Origin of the sequence: Oceanisphaera marina, assembly GCF_014643915.1 — a bacterium.
GTDB classification, from domain to species: Bacteria; Pseudomonadota; Gammaproteobacteria; order Enterobacterales; family Aeromonadaceae; genus Oceanimonas; species Oceanimonas marina.
In genome coordinates this window covers 55,381-75,186 of the sequence record NZ_BMKE01000012.1, presented here as the reverse complement: position 1 = coordinate 75,186, position 19,806 = coordinate 55,381, and the positions used below count along the sequence as shown (strand labels likewise).

The following is a 19,806-nucleotide window of genomic DNA, read 5'->3' as shown; positions in this document are numbered from 1 at the left end:
ATCATGTGCGGTTAAGCATGAAGTGTAAAGGGTAAAGAGGACAAGATAAGCCAAATCAAACCCTATTTCGCCACGGAATCCACGGAAGAACACGGAAACATTAACATGGGATAAGATCGAAAAGTGCCAAAGTGTTTTTATTGGTAAGAGCGAGTTTACAAGCTGCCAGAAGGACGCTTGGCCTTTCGCCTGCCGGTGGCAACCGTTAGAATACGTGCCCTGTTCAACTGTCGGAATGCCCTCATGAAACTGAATCCAGCCCAAGACGATGCCGTGCACTACATTGGTGGCCCCTGCCTGGTGCTGGCGGGCGCCGGCAGTGGCAAGACGCGGGTAATCATCAATAAAATCGCCTATCTGGTGCGAAAGTGTGACTATAAAGCGCGAAATATCGCCGCCGTAACCTTCACCAACAAGGCGGCCCGTGAATTGAAAGAGCGGGTGTCACAAGCCCTGGGCAAAAGCGAAGCGCGGGGCTTGATGGTATCGACTTTTCATACCCTGGGCCTGGATATTATTCGCCGCGAACACAAGACGCTGAATTTAAAGGCCGGCTTTTCACTGTTTGACGATCAGGATCAGCTGGCGCTGTTAAAGGATCTGACCGAGCAGGAGCTGGACGGCGATAAAGACGCCCTTGGCCGCTTGATCAGCACCATTTCCAACTGGAAAAACGATCTGGTATTACCGGCGCGGGCGGCACGACTGGCGAACGATCCCGAGTTGGTGCTGTTTGCCGAGTGTTATGCCCGTTATCAGCGCCAGATGAAGGCCTATAATGCGCTGGATTTTGACGATCTGATCCTGATGCCCACCTTGCTGCTGAAAACCAATCACGAAGTGCGGCAGTACTGGCAAAACAAGATCCGCTACTTGCTGGTGGATGAATATCAGGACACCAATACCAGCCAGTATGAGCTGGTCAAGCTGCTGGCCGGTGAGCGCGCACGCTTTACCGTGGTGGGTGACGACGATCAGTCGATTTACTCCTGGCGCGGGGCGCGGCCGCAAAATCTGGTGTTGTTAAAAGAAGACTACCCGCAGCTCAAGGTAATCATGCTGGAGCAGAATTATCGCTCGCGCGGACAAATTCTGCAGTGTGCCAATATTCTGATTGCCAACAATCCCCATGTGTTTGAAAAGCAGCTATTTTCCGAAATGGACTATGCGGCGCCGGTGCGGGTGCTGTTTGCCAAAAATGAAGAGCATGAAGCGGAGCGGGTGGTCGCTGAGATCATGGGCCACAAGTTCATGAACGGCACCCGCTTTGGTGATTACGCGATTCTGTATCGGGGCAATCATCAGTCGCGGATGCTGGAAAAACAGCTGATGACCAACCGTATTCCCTACAAGATCAGCGGCGGCACCTCGTTTTTCTCTCGCACCGAAATCAAAGACATAATGGCGTATCTGCGCCTGTTGGTGAACGCCGATGACGATAACGCCTTCTTGCGTGTCGTGAATACGCCGCGCCGTGAAATTGGCCCCACCAGCCTGGAAAAGCTGGGGACCTACGCCAATAGTCGAGGTAAAAGCCTGTTTGCCGCCAGCTTCGAGCTGGGGTTGGAACAAACCCTCGACGGGCGCGGCCTGCTGTCGGTTCGCGCCTTCAGCAACTGGCTGGTGCGCCGCGGCGAGGAAGCGGCGCGGGGCAACGCGGTGGAAGCGGTGCGCGACATGATCAAAGACATCAACTACGAAGAATGGCTGTACGAGAGTTCGCCCAGCCCCAGAGCCGCCGAAATGCGCATGCAAAACGTGTCGACGCTATTCAAATGGGTCAGTCAGATGCTGGAAGGCTCCGAGCTGGAAGAGCCGATGACGCTTCCCGAAGTGGTGATCCGTCTGACCCTGCGCGACATGATGGAGCGGGGAGAAGACGAAGATGACGGCGAACAGGTTCAGCTGATGACGCTGCATTCGTCCAAGGGGCTGGAGTTCCCCTATGTATTCATGGTGGGCATGGAAGAGGGCTTGTTGCCTCATCAGAGCAGCATAGACGAAGACAATATCGAAGAAGAGCGGCGCCTGGCCTACGTGGGAATTACCCGGGCCCAGCAAGCACTGACTTTTACCCTGTGCCGGGAGCGACGCCAGTTTGGCGAACAGATACGGCCCGAACCGAGTCGTTTCTTACTCGAACTGCCGCAGCAGGATCTGGACTGGGAACATAATCGCAAGCCTCCCAGTGAAGCGGAACGCATGCAAAAAGGCCAGAGCAGTGTTGCCAACCTGCGGGCCATGCTCAAGAAAGGATAGCTATCAGCGGTCAGCTGTCAGTAAAACCATGGATGCTGGCGAGAGTCGTACTATGCAGGGAGACTTCGGTTGTGCTTGCATACCATGCAAATATTGCTCGAAGCAGTCGCGCTGCTGCTTCTTGCGGCAGGCACAAAAAAGCCGCATTGCTGCGGCTTTTTATCAACATGGCTCAGCGCCCTTGTTTTACTTAGATGGCGTCTATCATGTAATCAACGGCATGGGCAATTTCTTCATCCGAGCAATTGCCGCACGCACCACGAGGTGGCATGGCGTTAAAGCCATTCAGCGCGTGGTTCAGCAGAGTGTCGCGACCCTTGGCAATACGTGGTCCCCATGCGTCAGCGTCGCCTTTAATGGGCGCACCGGCTGCACCGGTAGCGTGACAGGCAGAACACGCGGCGTTAAAGACCGCATCTCCGCTGCGTGGCTCCGCGGGTTCGTCGCTGCTGCCTGCGGCGGCAGTGTCGACAATACCTTCCAGATCGGCAGCGGTATAAACGCTACCTACCGGTTTGGTACGTTCGGCAATGGCTTCAGGCGACATTTCATTGGCGGCATAAGCCATACCACTTAACGCGGCAGCGGCAACACCGGCCAGCAACAGGTTTTTTAACAGGCTCACCTTTTTATTCTCCCAGTTGGCTTATTCATTTCCATTAATCTTGTTAAACCAGCGGAGTATACCGTAACTATCACGGTCATTAAACGGCCAGCTTACGGTGTAAACCAGTAAAGAAAAGGGTTTTTTTCTCGCTCCGTACACCATTGCAGCTAGGCAGCAACAGAATTCTTTATGTTATTATTGAGGTCTCTTGACGTGAAAATGGCCGCGAATATATTGGAGCGTCGAATAATAATGGACGATAACTACATGCAGAACACTTCTAACAACCCCACCCAAGACGAGGTGATGGATCAAATAGACCGCATTGTTGGTCTTTGGCAGCAGGTTCGTCCCGACCTCGAGCTAGGCAGTACCGAAGTAATTGGGCGCATAGTGCGTCTGGAATACTTTATTACCCGTCGAGTGCTGCAAGACCTGGCACATTATGATTTGAACGTGGGTGAATTTGATGTGCTGGCGGCGTTGCGTCGTTACCCGCCAAGCTTTCAGCTATCGCCCAATCAGCTGCAGAGCATGGTGCTTATCTCTTCAGGCGCCTTGACCAATCGCATTAATCGGCTTGAAAGTCGGGGGCTGGTCAGCCGTGCCCAGGCGGATCATGACAGGCGTGGTGTTATCGTGACCCTTACCGAACAGGGGTTCAAGGTACTGGAAGAAGCGGTCAAGCATCATTTGGCGGCCGAGGCCGAGCTGGCCAATACGCTGACCCCAGACGAGCAGCAGCAAGCCGCAGCCTTGCTGAAAAAGATGCTGATCGCGATAGAAGACTGAGACATGCTTCAATTTTATAGCGATCGTGCAATAAAGTTGGGGTGATAAGATCGCGCATTATCGATTCTCTGCTGATAATCAAATGAGTCGCACTCGGAGGCTCGGGCCGGTTGACGACATCAATGCAGATTGACCGAGCGGCCCAAGGGCCATCTAGGAGGTTATTGAATGAAGTTATATTACAGGCCTGGTGCTTGTTCACTCGCTTCCCACATAGTGTTGGCTTGGCTGGACTTGCCCTATGAGCTGGAGCTGGCGGATACGCGAGATCCGGAATTTATTAAAATTAACTACCTGGCCACGGTGCCGGTGCTATTCACCGAAGAAATGGGCGCCTTGTATCAAAACAGCGCCATTTTACGTTATTTGTCTCGCTTGCCAGAAGGAGCCCACTTGGGCCCGGGGCAGGATCCGGTCATGAATTGTCAGTGTGATTACTGGCTGAGCTTCTTTAACGCCGATGTATACCGGGCATTCGCGCCGTATTTCAATCCGGAAAAATATACCACCGACACCAGTGCCGAGGCGAAAAAGGCCATCAAGGCCGCCGTGCCAGCCCAGGTTATCCCCTTGTTTAAGCGCATGGACATCCATCTGGCTAGTCGAGATTATTATCTGGAAGATGAGCGGGGCATTATCGATGCCTGCGCCTTTGTCTACTGCTACTGGGCGACCAAGGTGCTGCCCAATGGCCTGGATGATTATCCACACGTGGCACGCCACTTTGCGGACATGAAAGCCGATCCGGCAGTACAGAAAGTAATGGCAGTAGAAGGATTGAAATAGCGGTACACGATCAGCTGGTCTGGTTGAACGTTTACAGTCGGCTGATGACGTTATTTTTAATGTCGGGCCACGATTAAAATGGTGCCCATCACCGTCACGGCGGCACCCAGCCAGGCACCATTGGCGGGGCGCCGTTTCATCAGCAGCCACAACAGGGGTAACACCAGTACCGGGCTTACCGAACTCAGCATGGCCACCATCCCCACCTCCCCATAACGCAAGGCCAGCAAAATCAATGTCATTCCCACCCCCATGGCCAGAAAGGCATTCATGGCCACCATGCCAAAGATCGGCCAGTTGATGCGTTGCAGGGGTTTAGCGACCGACCAACCGCACCACAGCAAGCCCAGATGAGCCAGAAAGGCAGTGCTCATGCGTACCGCCGACGCAGAAACAGGGTCGACGACGCTCAGCTCATCCATCATCACCGGTTTTACCATCAAGGTGGCCACCGATTGGCACAGGGCGGCCAGTAATCCCAGGGCAATGCCTGGCCAGGGGGAACCGTTGTCCTGCTCCCAAGCATGGGTTTCGTTGGCGCGCTTGCCCATGAAAATGGCGGTCATCACGCCACTCACCAATAACAGGCACCCCACCAGTGTCCAGCCGGCGATCACTTCGCCAAACACCCAATAGGCCAATAGGGCAGAAAACAGCGCATGAGTGGCAAACAGCACTCCAGAGCGGCGCGGCCCAAGGCGATTCATGGCGGCAAACAGGGCAGTATCGCCGATAAAAATGCCGATAAGGCCGGAAATGGCCATGATCCCCAGGCTGTGACTGCTCAGGCTGCTCCAGCCACCGGTTAACACTGCCATGCCCCACAGCATGACGCTGACACAAAACATGCGCCAGCGAGAAAAGGCAAAGGCCCCCAGATGGCGCGCGGCATTGGCGGATAACAAACTGGCCACGGCCCAGCAGGCTGCCGCCGCCAAGGCGAGGTAATCGTATGAAAAGGACATGTATCACTGCAAATCAGCGGGAAAGGCTCAGTCTAGCAAGTTTGGGAACAGAGCAAAGCCAGATTTGCCACTCCGGCGGTTAGCGGGTTTAATAACGGCTCGCGGCAACCATTCCCTGTTAATCATAAGAGTCACTATGCGCATATTGCACACCTCCGACTGGCATCTCGGCCAGCACTTTATGGGTAAAACCCGTTTTGAAGAACATCAGGCCTTTTTGCGTTGGCTGGTGGAGCAGGTGCATACGCACGAGATAGATGCGGTTTTGGTGGCGGGTGATGTGTTTGATACCGGCACGCCGCCCAGTTATGCCCGCGAGCTGTATAACGGCTTTATCGTTGAACTGCAGCAAACCGGTGCGCAGCTGGTGATACTGGGTGGGAATCATGACTCTGTAGCCATGCTGAACGAGTCGCGCAGCCTGTTGGAGTGCCTGAATGTGCAGGTGATTCCGGGGGTGCTGGCCGATGCGCAGCATCAGGTGATCACGCTGCACAATAGTGCCGGTGAGCCGGGGGCTGTGTTGTGCGCGGTGCCGTTTATTCGCGCCCGTGAGGTAATGGCCAGTGAGTCGGGACAAAGTGCCGCCGACAAGCAACATACCTTGCAGCAGGCGATTGCCGGTCACTACCAGCAATTATTTGCCCAGGCCGAACAGCGTCGGCAAGCTCATGGTCGCCCCTTGCCTATTATTGCCACCGGTCATTTAACCACGGTGGGCGCCAGCAGCAGCGATTCGGTACGCGAAATCTATATTGGCACTCTGGATGCCTTTCCTGCCAGTGCCTTCCCTCCTGCGGATTATATTGCGCTGGGCCATATTCATCGGCCGCAAAAAGTCGGTGGTTATGAGCATATTCGTTACAGCGGCTCGCCCATTGCCTTGAGCTTCGATGAAGTGGGCCAGCAAAAAGAAGTGTTATTGGTGGAGGTGGGCCCTGAGGGCTTGGCGGCGGTCACGCCGTTGCCGGTGCCGGTATTTCAGCCCATGGCCAGGGTGAAGGGCAATCTGCAGCAGTTGGCCCAGGCCATGCGAGCGGTGGCGGAGCAAGAGGCGCACCAGCACACGCTGCCGGTATGGCTAGAGGTGACGGTGGCAGAAGACGACTATTTGAGTGACTTGCAACCCAGGGTCGAACAACTGGCCGACGGACTGGCGCTGGAGATATTGCTGGTGCGCCGCCAGCGCACGGCGCTGCTGGATGGGTTGACCGCTGAATCGCGGATCACCTTGAGTGAAATGACGCCGCACGAAGTGTTTGCCCAGCGGCTGGCAGCCGAGGCTTTGCCAGCAGATCGCGAGCAGGCGCTTAACGACCTGTATCAAGGGGTGTTGGCAGAGATGGAGCAAGAGTCATGAAAATCCTGAGCTTGCGGTTAAAAAACCTGAACTCCCTTAAAGGGGAGTGGAAAATCGACTTCACTCAGCCGCCTTTCTGCGACAACGGCCTGTTTGCCATCGTCGGGCCGACCGGTGCCGGTAAAACCACGCTGCTCGATGCGATCTGCCTGGCCTTGTATCACGAAACGCCGCGCATGAAGTCGGTATCGGCCAGCAGCAACGAGCTGATGACCCGCCACACCGCCGACTGTCTGGCGGAAGTGGAATTCGACATCAAGGGCCAGGGTTATCGTGCCTTCTGGAGTCAGCGCCGTTCACGAGACAAGCTGGACGGCAAACTGCAAGCGCCCAAGGTGGAACTGGCCAGCCTGGATGGCACCATTCTGACCAACAAAATCAACGACAAGCTGCGCCTGACGGAAGAGCTCAGTGGCCTGGATTTTGGTCGCTTTACCAAGTCCATGTTGCTGGCGCAGGGGGGATTTGCCGCCTTTTTGCATGCCAATGCCAACGAGCGAGCCGAGCTGCTGGAAGAGCTTACCGGCACCGATATTTATGCCCAGTTGTCGAGGCGGGTGTTTGAGCAAACCCGCGAACAGCAGAGCACTCTGGCCGAGCTTAATGCCCGCGCCCAGGGCATGGAGTTGCTCGGTGACGAGCAGCGCCAGCAGATGCAGGCCGACATTGATGCCGCCGAGCTTGAGCAACAGCAAAAAAGCCATGCCTTGCAGCAAATTAACACCAGCCTGTCCCAGATTACGGCCTACAAGCAGACAACAGAGCAAGTGACTACGGCCCGCCAACAGCAGCAAGAAGCCGAGCAAGCCTGGCAGGGCGGTGAGGCGCAACGTACCCGACTGGCGCGAGCCTTGCCCGCCAACCGTTTGCAAGCTGCCTGGGCCCAGCGAGAGCATAGTCAAACCCGACAACAACAACTGCAGCAGCAGCTTGGCCAGTTGCAGCATGAGCAACAGCAGTTAACCGAACAGCAGCATGAGGGTTGCTGGCAAGGCGCACAGCTGAGCCGGCAGCGAGTGCAGCAGCTAAATCAGGCGCAACAGCAGTTGGGTGAAGAACAGGCTCGGCTGGAGCAAAGCATGGCCGGCAATCCGGTCGCCGAACGGCTGGGTGAATATCTGGCTGACTGGCGTGGGCAAATTCGCGGGCAGGAGAAAGAGCAACGGACTCTGGATATCTTGAAGCAGGATTTGAGCCAGCTGCACACTCAAGTGGACACTGTCACCCGCGAGCAACAGCAGTCGCAACAACAAACGGATGCGGCCCGGCGCGAGCTGGAAACCATCAGCGCCGCCGAAGTACAACAGCAACAACGGCTGGAACAGACACTGGCGGGACAATCGCTGGTCAATCTTCGCCAGCAGGTGCACAACCTCAGGCAGCAGCAACCGGTATGGAGCCAGCTATTGTACAGCTGGCCCCAATTAGCCAGGCTGCAAGCGGCGCACCAAGCCGCTCAGCAGCAGCTAACGGCGCAACAACCCGAATTGCTGCAGCTGGAGCACCAGCTGCAGCAATCTCGCGGTGATTATAAAGTGTTGCAAGAGCAGATCCGCGATAAAGAAAAGCTGCTGGAGCAGGAGCAGCGCATTCGCGCATTGGAACAGCACAGGGCGAGACTGCAGCCAGATGAAGCCTGCCCACTGTGTGGCAGTGAAACTCACCCCGCCATTGCCGCCTATCAGGCACTGGATGATGCCACGGCGAACAGTCTGGCCGATAAACAGCGCCAGCGTGCGGCGTTGGAGCAGCAAGGGCAGCAGCTTAACCAGGCATTTGCCAGACAGCAGGCCAAAGTGCAGCAAGCCGAGCAGCAGCTGCAACAGCTGGCGCAAGATATAGAGGCGCTCACCAAGCAAATACAAAGTGGTTTGTCCCAGCTTGCGATCGAGGCCGACACCGCTCAGGCCCAGCAGGATGCAGTGGCGCAGCGGCAAGAATATTTACACACCCTGGAACAGCAGCTCTCTGCCATAGAGCAACAACAAACCCAGCTACAGCAGGCACAGCAACAACGTCAGCAGGCAGAGGGTGCCCTGGCCCGGTTACAGCATCAAGATAGCCTGTACGCGCAACAGCGACAGTCGCTGATGGATCAGGCCGAGCAATGCCAGCGCCAGATTAATCAGCAACAGCAGTTATTGCAGCAGCAAGAAACGGCATTGACCGCCTCTCTGCAAGCGCTGAACTGGCCGGCCCCCGGCAACTGGCAAAGCTGGCTGGCAGAGCGTGAACAGGCATGGCAGCAGTGGCAGCAGCAGCACGCTCGTGTGCAGACGTTGTTGGCTGAGCAACGGCAGCTAACGGAGCAGCAGCGGCAGGCAGAAGCCGAGCAGGCGCAATGGCAATCCCGATGGCAGCAGCTTGTGCTGGTCGACAAGTCGCTATTAAGCTCCGTTGCAGATCCGGCTGCGGCCCTGGCTCAACTGACCGAACAGTGGCAAGCGCTAACCGAGCAGTTGCGGCAAAAAACGGCTCGCTTGCAGGCCATGGAGCAGCATGCTTCGGAGCAGGCTGCGGACTATGAAGCCCAGCATCAGGCCTGGCGGCAGGCACTTAGCGCCAGCCCCTTTGCCGATGACAGCGACTTTTTGGCAGCCCGGTTGAGTGACGATGAGCAAGCACGGTTATCCGAGTACCAGCAGCAGCTGGAGCAGGCATTGTATAAAGCGAACACCCTGCTGGAACAGGCCCAACACCAGCAGCAGCAAGCGACCCTCCAACTGGGAGAAACGGATCCCGCGGCTCAGGCGACCTTGCAGCAGCAACTGCAGCAAGGTCAAGCCGAAGTAGCTCGTATTCAGCAGCACATTGGTGGCTGTCGTGCCAAATTGACCGTCGATGCCGAGCGTCGTCAGCGTCAGCAGGCATTATTCGACAATATCGATACCCAGCAGCAACAGCTGCAACTATGGGAGCAGCTCAATCACCTGATTGGCTCCGCCGATGGCGCCAAGTATCGTCGTTTTGCTCAAGGGTTGACCCTGGAGCATCTGGTGCACCTAGCCAATCAGCGACTGGTACGTTTGCATGGGCGCTATCAACTGGCGCGCAAGTGCGGCGGCGAGCTGGAATTGTCGGTGATTGATACCTGGCAGGCGGATGTGGCCCGGGATACCCAGACCCTGTCCGGCGGAGAAAGCTTCCTGGTCAGTCTGGCGCTGGCGCTGGCGCTGTCGGATCTGGTCAGCAGCAAGACCCGCATCGATTCATTGTTCCTAGATGAAGGCTTCGGTACCCTGGATGCCGAAACCCTGGAGGTGGCGCTGGATGCTCTGGATGCCTTGAATGCCAGCGGCAAGATGATAGGGGTGATCAGCCACATAGATGCCTTGAAGGAGCGGGTACCGGTGCAGATCAAGCTGAGCAAGAGCCAGGGGCTGGGGCTGAGCCGACTGGCAGCGGAATTTGCGCTATAAGCGGCGGGTTTGTTGCCTGAAAGGATTAAGGCCAATAAAAAGCCGGAGCATGGCTCCGGCTTTTTCTCTGGTTTTGCGCACCCGTTATTCGGCGGTGATCAGTGCCGGAATACCGGGCAGCATGCCTACGGCGGCCATGATGGCCAGCAGTATGATAAAGGTCACGCCGGGGATCACCCAGCGGTCGGTGCGGCGCAGTGTTTTTCCGCGCTCCTTGTCACCAATCAGGCCCAGGTTGTCGAGCAACATGGTCATCGACCAACCGAATACCGGGTTCACGAAGGCGGAGGCGAATACCACTATGCCGGCAGACTGGCTGCTGGTGGTGCTGCGCGTCATCTGCATGCCTGCTTCCAGCAAGGGCATGAATACCCCAACTATCAACGCCACTCTCAACACCGGCGCCCAGACCGCCAGATCCATGGGATAACCCCAGATCGCGGCGGCAATACACATAATGCCGGTCAGTATGGCGCCAGCGGGAATGGGGCGCTTGGCGATAGCAGCGGGAATCATGTAGGTACCCCAGGAGGAAGCGAGGTTACCGCCGCCGAGTACGCTGCCCACCGCCTGGCGAACCGAGGCGATACCCATGGTGTCGTCCACGTTCATCAGCACCTTGGTGGCTTTTTTCGGATAGTTCAGTTCCTGAAATACCCGGTGTCCCATGAAGTCGGGCGACCACATGGCTACCGCCAACACGGCGAAAGGGGCCACGCTGACAAAGTGATGCAGCTCGGGCCACCCCATCTGCCAACCGGTATTTTCACCCCACCAGTAGGAAGGAGAAAGATGAGGCATGCCGGGCTCGGTAACAAACTCGAACGGTGCGCCCAGAGCGATGGCAATCACGAAGGCAATGCCGGAGCCGAGCGGAATGGACAACCAGCGCATTTCCAGCCTTGCCAGCAGGGCATACATGATGATGGTGCTTAAAATGACCGCAAAGGCGATATAGCCCATGTCGATACCATTGGCCCAGGCAGTCAGCGCCTTGAGCTGGCTGAACAGACCCACGGCGCCGAGATAAATCAGCAGGCCGCCTCGCACCCCGTCACTGGTGAGTGCCATCAATTTGCTGCCGCCCTTGGTAATACTGAGCAGCAAGCCAAACAGGCCGACCAGCAGGCCCAGTGCCAAGGGGTGACCGCCGGAGGCGACGATCAGGGGGATCAGCGGGATCATGGGGCCGTGGGTACCGGCCAGGTTGGCGGTCGGGTTGATCAATCCCGAAAACAGGATCACGAACAACACGGCGGCGATCAGCATTTCGAAACGCACGTTTTCTACCACGAAAGCATCAGACAGCCCCAGAGGTCCGGCAAAGGCGGCCACCACGGCGGCCACCATCACGATTTTACCTATGGTCGCCGCAAGGGCTGGCACCAGATCTTCCAGCTCAAAACGGTAGTCCTTGAATGGCAGGTTCAAACGCCAGCGTTTGGGCTCCATTATGGTCAGTTCATGTTCGAGATAAGCGGCGCGGCTGTCGAAGTCGCGACGGGGCTTGTGCTTGGCGCGGTAACTGCTGTTGTTGGTTTGTGACACGGGATTCTCCTTGATGGTGACCATCTTAATGGTGTCATTTCACAGCAGATAATAGGAGTTGTTATCAGAATGTTGTATTCGACATAAGTCTTAATGTTCAATAAATAACTGCCCGGATTGAGCACCTTGGCAGACGATAATTTATGCTATGGTGCTGTTTTCCCACTCAGTACAGATGAGACGACCTTAATTAAGGAAGGGACGGCATGATACAGCTGCATTATCTTAATGACTCTCGCTCACAGCGTATTCTCTGGATGCTGGAAGAGTTGGAACTGGACTATGAGATTAAGTTCTACCAGCGCGACGTCAATACCAGCCTGGCGCCCGAGAGCCTTAAACGGGTACATCCGTTGGGCAAGGCGCCGATATTAATTGACGGGAATATCCGGCTGGCCGAATCGGGGGCCATTATCGACTATCTGGCGCAGCGCTACGGGAGCCGCACCTTGTTACCCGAAGCCAATACTCAAGCCTGGTGGGATTATGTTTACTGGTTGCATTATGCCGAAGGGTCTTTGATGCCGCCATTGCTGATGCGTCATGTGTTCGACAAAATGCAGCAGGCACCCATGCCGTTTTTTATTCGTCCGCTGGTGAAAAAAATAGTAGCCGGCGTCGATAACGCCTTCCTGAATCAACAACTTCACACCCACCTGAACTTTGTCGCGGATCATCTAGCCTGTCATGAATGGTTTCTGGGTGAACATATCAGTGCGGCCGATATTCAGATGAGCTTTCCTCTGGAAGCGGCCATGCACAGAGCCAGGCTGGCCGACAGTTATCCCAGATTGAAATCCTATGTCACGCAGTTACAAACGAGGCCGGCTTATTTGCGGGCACTGAAAAAAGGCGGGACCTATTTATACGGGCCCAGGACGACCCAGTGATAATGACAGCGCATGCTGAATGTCGATTTAATTTTTGAAAAGTAGGAAACCATAATGGATGAAGTGAGCGATCTGGAAGGGCTGGTCATGCCCTGGCTGGACAAATACATTCCGCAATTTTCGGACTTGGCATATACCGCTTGTGCCATAGTACTGATTATCTTGATTTCGGTGGGCATTCATTTTCTATTGCACAGGGTGGTGATCTCCTGGGTCGGCAGCCGAGCGCGGGGCAATCAGCAAATTTGGCGCAAGGCATTTTTTGAACGCAAGTTGTTCAGCAGGCTGGCCCTGACGCTGCAAGGCATCATCATCTATATTCAGGCGGGACTCTGGCTGGAAAACGAGTCCACCTTGTTACCCCTGATTCAGTCGACGGCACATATCTGGATTTTGCTGTATGGCATGCTGTCGCTGTTCTCTTTGCTGGATGCCTTGCTGGATATTTCCCGGCACAAACCGGCCATGCGGCATTTTCCGCTGCGCGGTATTTTTCAGAGCATCAAGCTGATCGCCAGTATTTTTATCGGCCTGTTGATTGTGTCGCTGCTGATTGGCAAGTCGCCGCTGCTGCTACTCAGTGGCCTGGGCGCCATGACGGCGGTACTCATGCTGGTATTCAAAGATCCGATTCTGGGGCTGGTGGCCGGTATTCAGCTGTCGGCCAATAATATGCTGACCGTGGGAGACTGGCTGGAAATGCCCAAATACGGGGCTGATGGTGCGGTCATCGATATCGGGCTTACCACGGTCAAGGTACAAAACTGGGATAACACCATTACTACTATTCCTACCTACGCGCTGATTTCCGATTCCTTTAAAAACTGGCGGGGCATGAGCGAGTCGGGCGGCCGGCGGCTGAAACGCAGCCTGTTGCTCGACAGCAGCAGCGTGCATTTCTTGCAAACAGAGGATATTCATCGGCTGCAACGGGCCCAAATGCTGGCGCCTTATCTGGATGAAAAAGTGCAGGAGCTCACCCAATATAATAGTAATCAGCAACTGGATTTATCCTCTCTGGCCAATGGCCGTCGCCTGACCAATATCGGCACCTTTCGGATTTATCTGGAAAGATTACTGAAAAGCCACCCACGCATTCACCAACAGATGACGCTGATGGTGCGCCAGCTTGAACAAACGCCGAATGGTATTCCCGTTGAGATTTATGCCTTTACCAATACGACCAGCTGGGTAGAGTACGAATCCATACAAGGGGATATTTTCGATCATATCTTTGCCGTGCTGCCGGAGTTCGGTCTCAGGGCGCATCAGGCACCGACGGGATATGATATGCGAGCGCTGGTTCGCCAGTCCTTCGATTTGCAACAAGTTTCGCCGCGACAAAAAATCGGCTGACACAAAAAGGGCCAAATGGCCCTTTTTTATTATACTCCCTCCTCATCAAAGTATTTAAAGACTCATTGTTACCTCGATTTGTTATCTGTGTTATTGCTACACCGATTTTAAGGAACAAAGGTATCTTATTGACTCCTGAAGGTGCTGTTGGATACTGTTTATTTTATTAAATCGATAGTGTTCAATTGCTTGCTGTTGGGCATCCAATGTAGATAAAACGTGGATGATGAAGTATTGGTTTGTTTAAGGACTCAAATTAGCAAGAGATGTCTTAAGGATGAGACAACATATTCTCTATGTTGAGACGGGCGCGTTTCTATATATTGATTTGATTTGTTAATAATTTTTTTTGAAACACCTCGACTTTGTGGCTCGGCTAGTCTTTAACCTAGGGTTGTCTGAACAACCTTTGCTTCTGTCGGGTGACATGGGCAGAAGAAATTAGATAGGCACTTTTGTTGATAAAGAAGAGGGATTTTATATGTCTATGCAAAAGAAAACGTTAGCGGTATTGGTGGCCCTATCCGTAGGAGCTTCCTTTGGTGCTATGGCTGATGATTTTGATATGGGTGATGGTTTGAACAGTAATGGTCAAGGTAATCAAGCCAGCGATAGCAGTAACTTAAACGATTATAACCTGGACGGCAATAGAAATAATAGTGACAACAGTAGTCGAGCTAACAGCAGTGTCAACGACAGTTTAAATGATAGTAGCGATAATAGTCGTCGTGCTAACAATAGTACAAACGACAGCCAGAATAATAGCAGTGATAACAGTAGTCGTACCAACGACAGTGCTAATGACAGTTTTAATGATAATAGCGCTCGAGCTAACAACAGCACTAATGATAGTCAAAATGACAATAGCAGTCGTACTAACAGCAGTGTAAATGATAGCCTTAATGACAGTAGCGACAATAGTGCCAATAACAGCATGAACAATAGTAATAATGATAGTAGTGACCATAGCAATAATAGTGACAATAGCAACAACAGTGACAATAGTGACCAAAGTGATAGAAGTAACAATGGTAACTATAGTATGAATGACAGCAATAACGATAATAGTAGTAACAGTAGTACCAATGACAGTAACAACAACAGCAGTAGTCACGATAGTAATAATAGAAGTGCCGATACACGTATAGATTACAATATTGATTACGACTTAACCAAGACATGGAGTTGGACACATACTGAAACCAAACGAGTTGACCAGCAAAACGTAAATAATCAATACGGTAATACCGCAGGAGTCACTTCATCCTCCACTGCCAGTGGTAATAGTAATGCTACCAGTACCAATGGGGCAGGGCAGGATCAATCAGGTAATAATGATTCCTATGGTACAGGTACCGGCAACGGCTCTGGTTCAAGCATGGGTGAAGGTGCCGGTGCGGGCGCTGTTGGTGGCGAAAATGGAGGTTTATACAGCTCAGGTGGTAATAGCAGCGAAGGGGACGGTAGTGGCGGTGGTTATGCCGATGCAGTTGGCACCGGTGAAGGTGTAGGTTCAGGTTTTGCATACTTGACCCCGACTCAAAACCTTGATCAAGCGACTACTGCCAATGCAGTAAATAATGTGAGTTCGGTATCCATTATTCAGTCCGGTAATAATAGTCTGGGTAATTCGGGAACGTCTCATGGTATGAGCATACAGCAAGGTATTTCTGGCCACGGTTCTCTTGGTCATCAGAGCATCAACGTAAACGCCAGTGTTCAGTTCTAACTTTATTATGCCGGCCTTTGGGTCGGCATATTTCAAGGAGGATATATGAAGAAGTTAGTGTTGTTGTTGGCATTCTGGAGCTCATGTGTGTTTTCCGGACTGGAGTTAGATACTTTAGCCGTTGCCGATGATGATTTTCTAGATGACAGCAGGGGGATGGTCAACATTTCCAGTCAAAACAATGTCACTGACCAGGGCGGTGTGGTTTCTGGTAATAACATGTCTAATTCATTTGTATTGACGGGGAAGAATACCATATCACCAAACTCATTCTCCGGATCTAACGGTATCATAATGATTAACCTCTCATCTGGTAATAATAATGTTACCAATATGAGTACATCCATCAACATAATTTCGGCCAGATAATATGAAGAAATTATTGATATTACTTTTTTTTCCAGTGGCTAGTTTCGCTCTGAACTTGCCGGGCGCTGGAGGGGGGCACCTTAGAGTGCCGGTGAAAAGTTTTGGTGAAATTAAATTTGGAGAGGTGGTTAAGCAAAAATATGATTTCAGTTGTGGCTCTGCGGCTTTGGCATCCTTACTCACTCATCACTATAACATGCCAATAACCGAAGCTACTGTTTTTGAAGAAATGTTTAAATATGGGGATAAAGAAAAAATAGAAAAAAAAGGCTTCTCCATGTTGGATATGAAAAAATTCTTGAGCAGAAGGGGGCTCAACTCTGATGGCTATACTTTAAAGGTAAAAGATGTGGCCAAGCTGGCTATGCCCACTATAGCTTTGGTTAACTATAATGGTTATAACCACTTTGTCGTCGTCAAGGGTGTGGAAGATAACAAGGTATTGGTAGGAGACCCTTCGATAGGAATGCATGTAATAGAAGAAGAAAAGTTTGATAAAAGTAGTAACGGTATTTTTCTTTTTATTAGAGATAACACTGATATTGCAAAAGCCAGTTTCAACCAAAGAGAAGACTGGGAGCACTCTGCACCTGCAGCCCCATCAAGAATGGCTTTTATTCAACGAATGCCACATCTTACGGATTTGATGTTACCCACAGAGTTCGATTATTAGCGCCTGTAATCCAGAGAGGTAAACATGATGAAATGGCTAATGGTTTTTATGCTTGCTATACCAGTGTTGGCCTTTTCAAAAACGGATGGCTTTTCTCTCGATAATGCACCTGTGCTGTCAGAAAGTATGTTAGAACAGCAACGAGGTGGTTTTTCTTTACCCGGTATAAACTACTCTATCGGGTTGAAGATGGAGGCGTTGATTAATGGTCAAAGAGTCTTTTTCAGTAATATGTTTAACCTGGATATGGACAGTAAGCATCCTGTAATGATAAATGATGTGGCAGGTGTCAAGGGTTTTAATATTACTGCTTTGAACGGAAAAGGACAGCTGGGCTTTGTTGTGGATAATGCGGCTAGCGGTATCAGGTCGGACGTAATTCTGCATGTTGATGTAGTTACTCCGATAAAGATTGATGCTTACCTGAATAGTCAGAGAGTATCCAGCAGAGTCAGAGATGCCATGAGGCATATAAGTTATTAATGCTGAAGAATAATATCTTAATTCGGACTCTTGATCGAACTGAGAGTCATTGTAGAGTTAAATTAATTATTTTTATGCTGTTGTATCACTGGGAAGTATTTCGGCCAGTAATAAATATCATGGCTTGCTAATTTACTTCCCTCTCACAGCCTCTTCTGGCAGCAGGTATGGCAGCCAGCTTGGTGTTTTTTCTTTCATTTCCCGTGACCGCTTCGTTCTGTTCTATAGTGATATATGACATGGATGATGAAGGTGAGTGCAAGATGACCTTAGAGAGGGAGGTTCTGGTTCTTCAGTATTCTTCAGGCCTGCGAGTGCTGGGTAACCAGCACTCTAACTGGACATTGATAAGATACAAAAGCCTGGAAGCCGCAGCGCTGTATCTTGATAGCACCGAAGCACCGATCGGCATCATTGACTGTAGCGGAGTAGATAAACCAGATGCTAAATTAGAATGTTGGCTTAATAGTTACCAAGGCGTGTCCTGGATTGCCGTGCTCTCTAAATGTCAGTTGTCCCAAAAAGAATGGCAGCTTTTTGTGGTGACACATTGCTATGATTATCACACCACCCCTATATCGGAGGATAAATTGTTTATTACCATAGGTAGAGCCTATGGCATGACGAATCTTAAAAGCAATTTGAACTTATTGTTTCAGCGAGGAGAAATAATAGGAAAGCATAATGCTTTTAAAAATGTCTTGCAATATCTTCATCAGCACTCAGGTGGTGGCATTACTCTGTCTGGTGAAAAAGGCACAGGAAGACGACTGTTGGCTGAATCCTGGGCTAATTTTAAGGGTCTTCATTTTCTAGAGCTAAGTGCTGGTTGTATTGATTTTAATGATTATCAGTCCAGGTTTGAGTTTATATTAAACAAGTACAGCAATGATGAGGTTTGCCTTTTTATCAGTGATGTTGAACATTCCTCTCTGGATGTTCAACATCAATTATGTGATTTATTTTCAGTGAAAGAACAGACATTTAATCGCTGCGAGTTTGTTTTTTGTAGTCGTTTTAATTTTGATGATCTGGGTACGGCGGGTGTGTTTTCTCCCTGCTTTCTCATGTTGCTGAAAAACAACTGGTTGAGCATACCACCGTTAAGGGATAGGGGGCAGGATAAACTTGTTTTAGCTGAATATTATCTTCACAAATTATGTCGCGAAAAAGAAAAAAGAATTCTGGGCTTTTCCAGTGATGCAGAGCAGGCCATCGCCAAGTATGACTGGCCTGGTAATGTAACTGAGCTTATAGAAAGGATCGCTGTGGGTATTTCTTCTTGTGAGGAAAGCTATTTAAGGGCCGAGCTAATAGGGCTGAAAGAAAAGTTGACTCCAGAAGAACATGCCAATTTGAGCTTACGAAAGGCAAGAGAGGAGGCCGAAGCACTTGCAATAAAGAGAGTTCTTAATCTGGTGTCGGGGCGCCCGGGGAGGGCTGCCGAGTTGCTTTGTATTTCCAGAGCTTCGTTACACCGGTTGATAGCAAGATATGGAATCAGGAGGTAAATATGAAAACAAGGATAATATCAGCCGGCTTACTGCTCTCTGTAATAGGGACTGCTCAGGCGCAAGATAGACAAGTCGTTAATTCGGTAGCCAATGCTCTTGAAACCCAGGGGGTAATGACTCCCAAAGGTAAATTTGAACTTGAACCTACCTTCAGCTACTCACAAAACACCTCTAATCGCATTTCTATTTTGGGTTTCACCCAACTTCCCGCGCTGCTTGTGGGCATTATCGAAGCAGAAGATGCTGACTTGACGACGTTTACCTGGGCCCTGGCCGCTCGCTATGGGTTGACCAATCGTATCGAACTGGAACTAAGAGCGCCCTGGGTATACCGTCACGACAGTATTACCAAGCGAAATCAGGATACTGGGGTTCAAAACCCGACCAAATTTACTTCTAGTGGCGGCGGGCTTGGAGATATTGAAGCCGCAATACGTTATCAATTTAACCTGGAATCCGCTCCTTACTGGATTGGCGGGCTCAGGGTTAAGTCTGATACGGGTAAGTCGCCCTTCGATCAGGAGCTTGATAGAAACAACATATTCAAGGATCCACCGACGGGGTCTGGATCCTGGTCACTTGAGCCCAACCTGACCATGATCTATCCACTTGATCCTGCGGTTTTATTTGCCACCGGTGGTTATACCTGGAATATGGAAGCCGATGCGGGTATAGATCTGGATAATGACAGGCTGGCTAATGACAAAATAGATCTGGGCGACAGCTTCTTCCTCGGGATGGGAATGGGCTTTGCTGTTAACGACCGATTGTCTTTCAGTCTCGGGATCAACCACAGAACTGTATTTGAATCGTCGATAAATGGCAGACAATCCGGGGAAGTGTTGCAACTGGACAGCCTGACTACCGGCTTCTCGCTGGTACTGAGTGATAGAACTTCCGTAAACATGAGCTTGCAGGCGGGTCTGACTGAAGATGCGCCGGATGTTCAGCTGAACTTTGGTATGCCGATCATGTTTTGACATGATTGCGCAACAAGGTTTGCGGGCACACCGAAAAAGGGCCGGATAACCGGCCCTTGTCATTTATGATTTCTGT

At 51.7% G+C, this 19,806-nt stretch carries 16 protein-coding genes; 13 read left to right on the top strand and 3 right to left on the bottom strand.

The window, feature by feature from the left end:
• Positions 1 to 243 precede the first annotated feature (243 nt).
• A complete protein-coding gene (gene rep, locus IEW52_RS08845) occupies positions 244 to 2,259 on the top strand; it encodes a DNA helicase Rep (protein ID WP_188629706.1) in 2,016 nt (671 codons plus the stop codon).
• Between the two features lie 190 nt (positions 2,260 to 2,449).
• Here rep and IEW52_RS08840 read toward each other — a convergent pair whose 3' ends face one another.
• On the bottom strand, positions 2,450 to 2,827 hold the full coding sequence (locus IEW52_RS08840) for a c-type cytochrome (RefSeq protein WP_373286224.1): 378 nt from the start codon (positions 2,825 to 2,827) through the stop codon (positions 2,450 to 2,452).
• A 306-nt stretch (positions 2,828 to 3,133) separates the two neighbouring features.
• Between IEW52_RS08840 and IEW52_RS08835 the strand changes: the two genes are divergently transcribed.
• A complete protein-coding gene (locus IEW52_RS08835; RefSeq protein ID WP_229667865.1) occupies positions 3,134 to 3,658 on the top strand; it encodes a MarR family winged helix-turn-helix transcriptional regulator in 525 nt (174 codons plus the stop codon).
• A gap of 168 nt (positions 3,659 to 3,826) precedes the next feature.
• Positions 3,827 to 4,444, top strand: coding sequence for a glutathione S-transferase family protein (locus IEW52_RS08830; RefSeq protein WP_188629704.1), 618 nt, complete (start codon positions 3,827 to 3,829; stop codon positions 4,442 to 4,444).
• A gap of 56 nt (positions 4,445 to 4,500) precedes the next feature.
• On the opposite strand, the gene IEW52_RS08825 is transcribed toward IEW52_RS08830, so the two are convergent.
• On the bottom strand, positions 4,501 to 5,409 hold the full coding sequence (locus IEW52_RS08825; protein WP_188629703.1) for a DMT family transporter: 909 nt from the start codon (positions 5,407 to 5,409) through the stop codon (positions 4,501 to 4,503).
• 136 nt (positions 5,410 to 5,545) lie between these two features.
• Here IEW52_RS08825 and sbcD point away from each other — a divergent pair, with 136 nt between their 5' ends.
• Together sbcD and IEW52_RS08815 are read left to right on the top strand one after the other, a co-directional pair.
• On the top strand, positions 5,546 to 6,769 hold the full coding sequence (sbcD, locus tag IEW52_RS08820) for an exonuclease subunit SbcD (RefSeq protein WP_188629702.1): 1,224 nt from the start codon (positions 5,546 to 5,548) through the stop codon (positions 6,767 to 6,769).
• Complete coding sequence (locus IEW52_RS08815) at positions 6,766 to 10,188, top strand: AAA family ATPase (protein WP_188629701.1); 3,423 nt, start codon at positions 6,766 to 6,768, stop codon at positions 10,186 to 10,188. The genes sbcD and IEW52_RS08815 overlap by 4 nt, the downstream gene beginning before the upstream one ends.
• Positions 10,189 to 10,272: 84 nt before the next feature.
• Here IEW52_RS08815 and IEW52_RS08810 read toward each other — a convergent pair whose 3' ends face one another.
• The gene (locus IEW52_RS08810) at positions 10,273 to 11,736 is read right to left on the bottom strand and encodes a DUF3360 family protein (protein ID WP_229667864.1); all 1,464 of its coding nucleotides are present in this window, start codon (positions 11,734 to 11,736) and stop codon (positions 10,273 to 10,275) included.
• A gap of 206 nt (positions 11,737 to 11,942) precedes the next feature.
• Between IEW52_RS08810 and IEW52_RS08805 the strand changes: the two genes are divergently transcribed.
• From IEW52_RS08805 to IEW52_RS08770, 8 genes are all read left to right on the top strand, one after another.
• On the top strand, positions 11,943 to 12,626 hold the full coding sequence (locus IEW52_RS08805; protein WP_188629699.1) for a glutathione S-transferase: 684 nt from the start codon (positions 11,943 to 11,945) through the stop codon (positions 12,624 to 12,626).
• A 54-nt stretch (positions 12,627 to 12,680) separates the two neighbouring features.
• Entirely contained in the window at positions 12,681 to 13,982 is a 1,302-nt protein-coding gene (locus IEW52_RS08800; protein ID WP_188629698.1) for a mechanosensitive ion channel family protein, read from the top strand.
• Positions 13,983 to 14,463: 481 nt separating this feature from the next.
• On the top strand, positions 14,464 to 15,711 hold the full coding sequence (locus IEW52_RS08795) for a hypothetical protein (RefSeq protein WP_188629697.1): 1,248 nt from the start codon (positions 14,464 to 14,466) through the stop codon (positions 15,709 to 15,711).
• Positions 15,712 to 15,756: 45 nt separating this feature from the next.
• Complete coding sequence (locus tag IEW52_RS08790; protein ID WP_188629696.1) at positions 15,757 to 16,080, top strand: hypothetical protein; 324 nt, start codon at positions 15,757 to 15,759, stop codon at positions 16,078 to 16,080.
• 1 nt (position 16,081) lies between these two features.
• Positions 16,082 to 16,753, top strand: coding sequence for a C39 family peptidase (locus tag IEW52_RS08785; protein WP_188629695.1), 672 nt, complete (start codon positions 16,082 to 16,084; stop codon positions 16,751 to 16,753).
• 24 nt (positions 16,754 to 16,777) lie between these two features.
• Positions 16,778 to 17,236, top strand: coding sequence for a hypothetical protein (locus IEW52_RS08780; protein WP_188629694.1), 459 nt, complete (start codon positions 16,778 to 16,780; stop codon positions 17,234 to 17,236).
• A 239-nt stretch (positions 17,237 to 17,475) separates the two neighbouring features.
• Complete coding sequence (locus tag IEW52_RS08775) at positions 17,476 to 18,747, top strand: VpsR-related response regulator (RefSeq protein ID WP_188629693.1); 1,272 nt, start codon at positions 17,476 to 17,478, stop codon at positions 18,745 to 18,747.
• Positions 18,748 to 18,749: 2 nt separating this feature from the next.
• A complete protein-coding gene (locus tag IEW52_RS08770) occupies positions 18,750 to 19,730 on the top strand; it encodes a transporter family protein (protein ID WP_188629692.1) in 981 nt (326 codons plus the stop codon).
• The last annotated feature ends 76 nt before the right edge of the window (positions 19,731 to 19,806 follow it).

Coding starts and splice junctions, on each gene's coding strand:
- IEW52_RS08830 (WP_188629704.1), top strand. CDS start 3,827: ATGAAGTTATATTACAGGCCTGGTGCTTGTTCACTCGCTTCCCACATA.
- IEW52_RS08775 (WP_188629693.1), top strand. CDS start 17,476: ATGGATGATGAAGGTGAGTGCAAGATGACCTTAGAGAGGGAGGTTCTG.
- rep (WP_188629706.1), top strand. CDS start 244: ATGAAACTGAATCCAGCCCAAGACGATGCCGTGCACTACATTGGTGGC.
- IEW52_RS08800 (WP_188629698.1), top strand. CDS start 12,681: ATGGATGAAGTGAGCGATCTGGAAGGGCTGGTCATGCCCTGGCTGGAC.
- IEW52_RS08785 (WP_188629695.1), top strand. CDS start 16,082: ATGAAGAAATTATTGATATTACTTTTTTTTCCAGTGGCTAGTTTCGCT.
- IEW52_RS08840 (WP_373286224.1), bottom strand. CDS start 2,827: ATGGCTTATGCCGCCAATGAAATGTCGCCTGAAGCCATTGCCGAACGT.
- IEW52_RS08770 (WP_188629692.1), top strand. CDS start 18,750: ATGAAAACAAGGATAATATCAGCCGGCTTACTGCTCTCTGTAATAGGG.
- IEW52_RS08835 (WP_229667865.1), top strand. CDS start 3,134: ATGCAGAACACTTCTAACAACCCCACCCAAGACGAGGTGATGGATCAA.
- IEW52_RS08795 (WP_188629697.1), top strand. CDS start 14,464: ATGTCTATGCAAAAGAAAACGTTAGCGGTATTGGTGGCCCTATCCGTA.
- IEW52_RS08825 (WP_188629703.1), bottom strand. CDS start 5,409: ATGTCCTTTTCATACGATTACCTCGCCTTGGCGGCGGCAGCCTGCTGG.
- IEW52_RS08815 (WP_188629701.1), top strand. CDS start 6,766: ATGAAAATCCTGAGCTTGCGGTTAAAAAACCTGAACTCCCTTAAAGGG.
- IEW52_RS08780 (WP_188629694.1), top strand. CDS start 16,778: ATGATGAAATGGCTAATGGTTTTTATGCTTGCTATACCAGTGTTGGCC.
- IEW52_RS08805 (WP_188629699.1), top strand. CDS start 11,943: ATGATACAGCTGCATTATCTTAATGACTCTCGCTCACAGCGTATTCTC.
- IEW52_RS08790 (WP_188629696.1), top strand. CDS start 15,757: ATGAAGAAGTTAGTGTTGTTGTTGGCATTCTGGAGCTCATGTGTGTTT.
- sbcD (WP_188629702.1), top strand. CDS start 5,546: ATGCGCATATTGCACACCTCCGACTGGCATCTCGGCCAGCACTTTATG.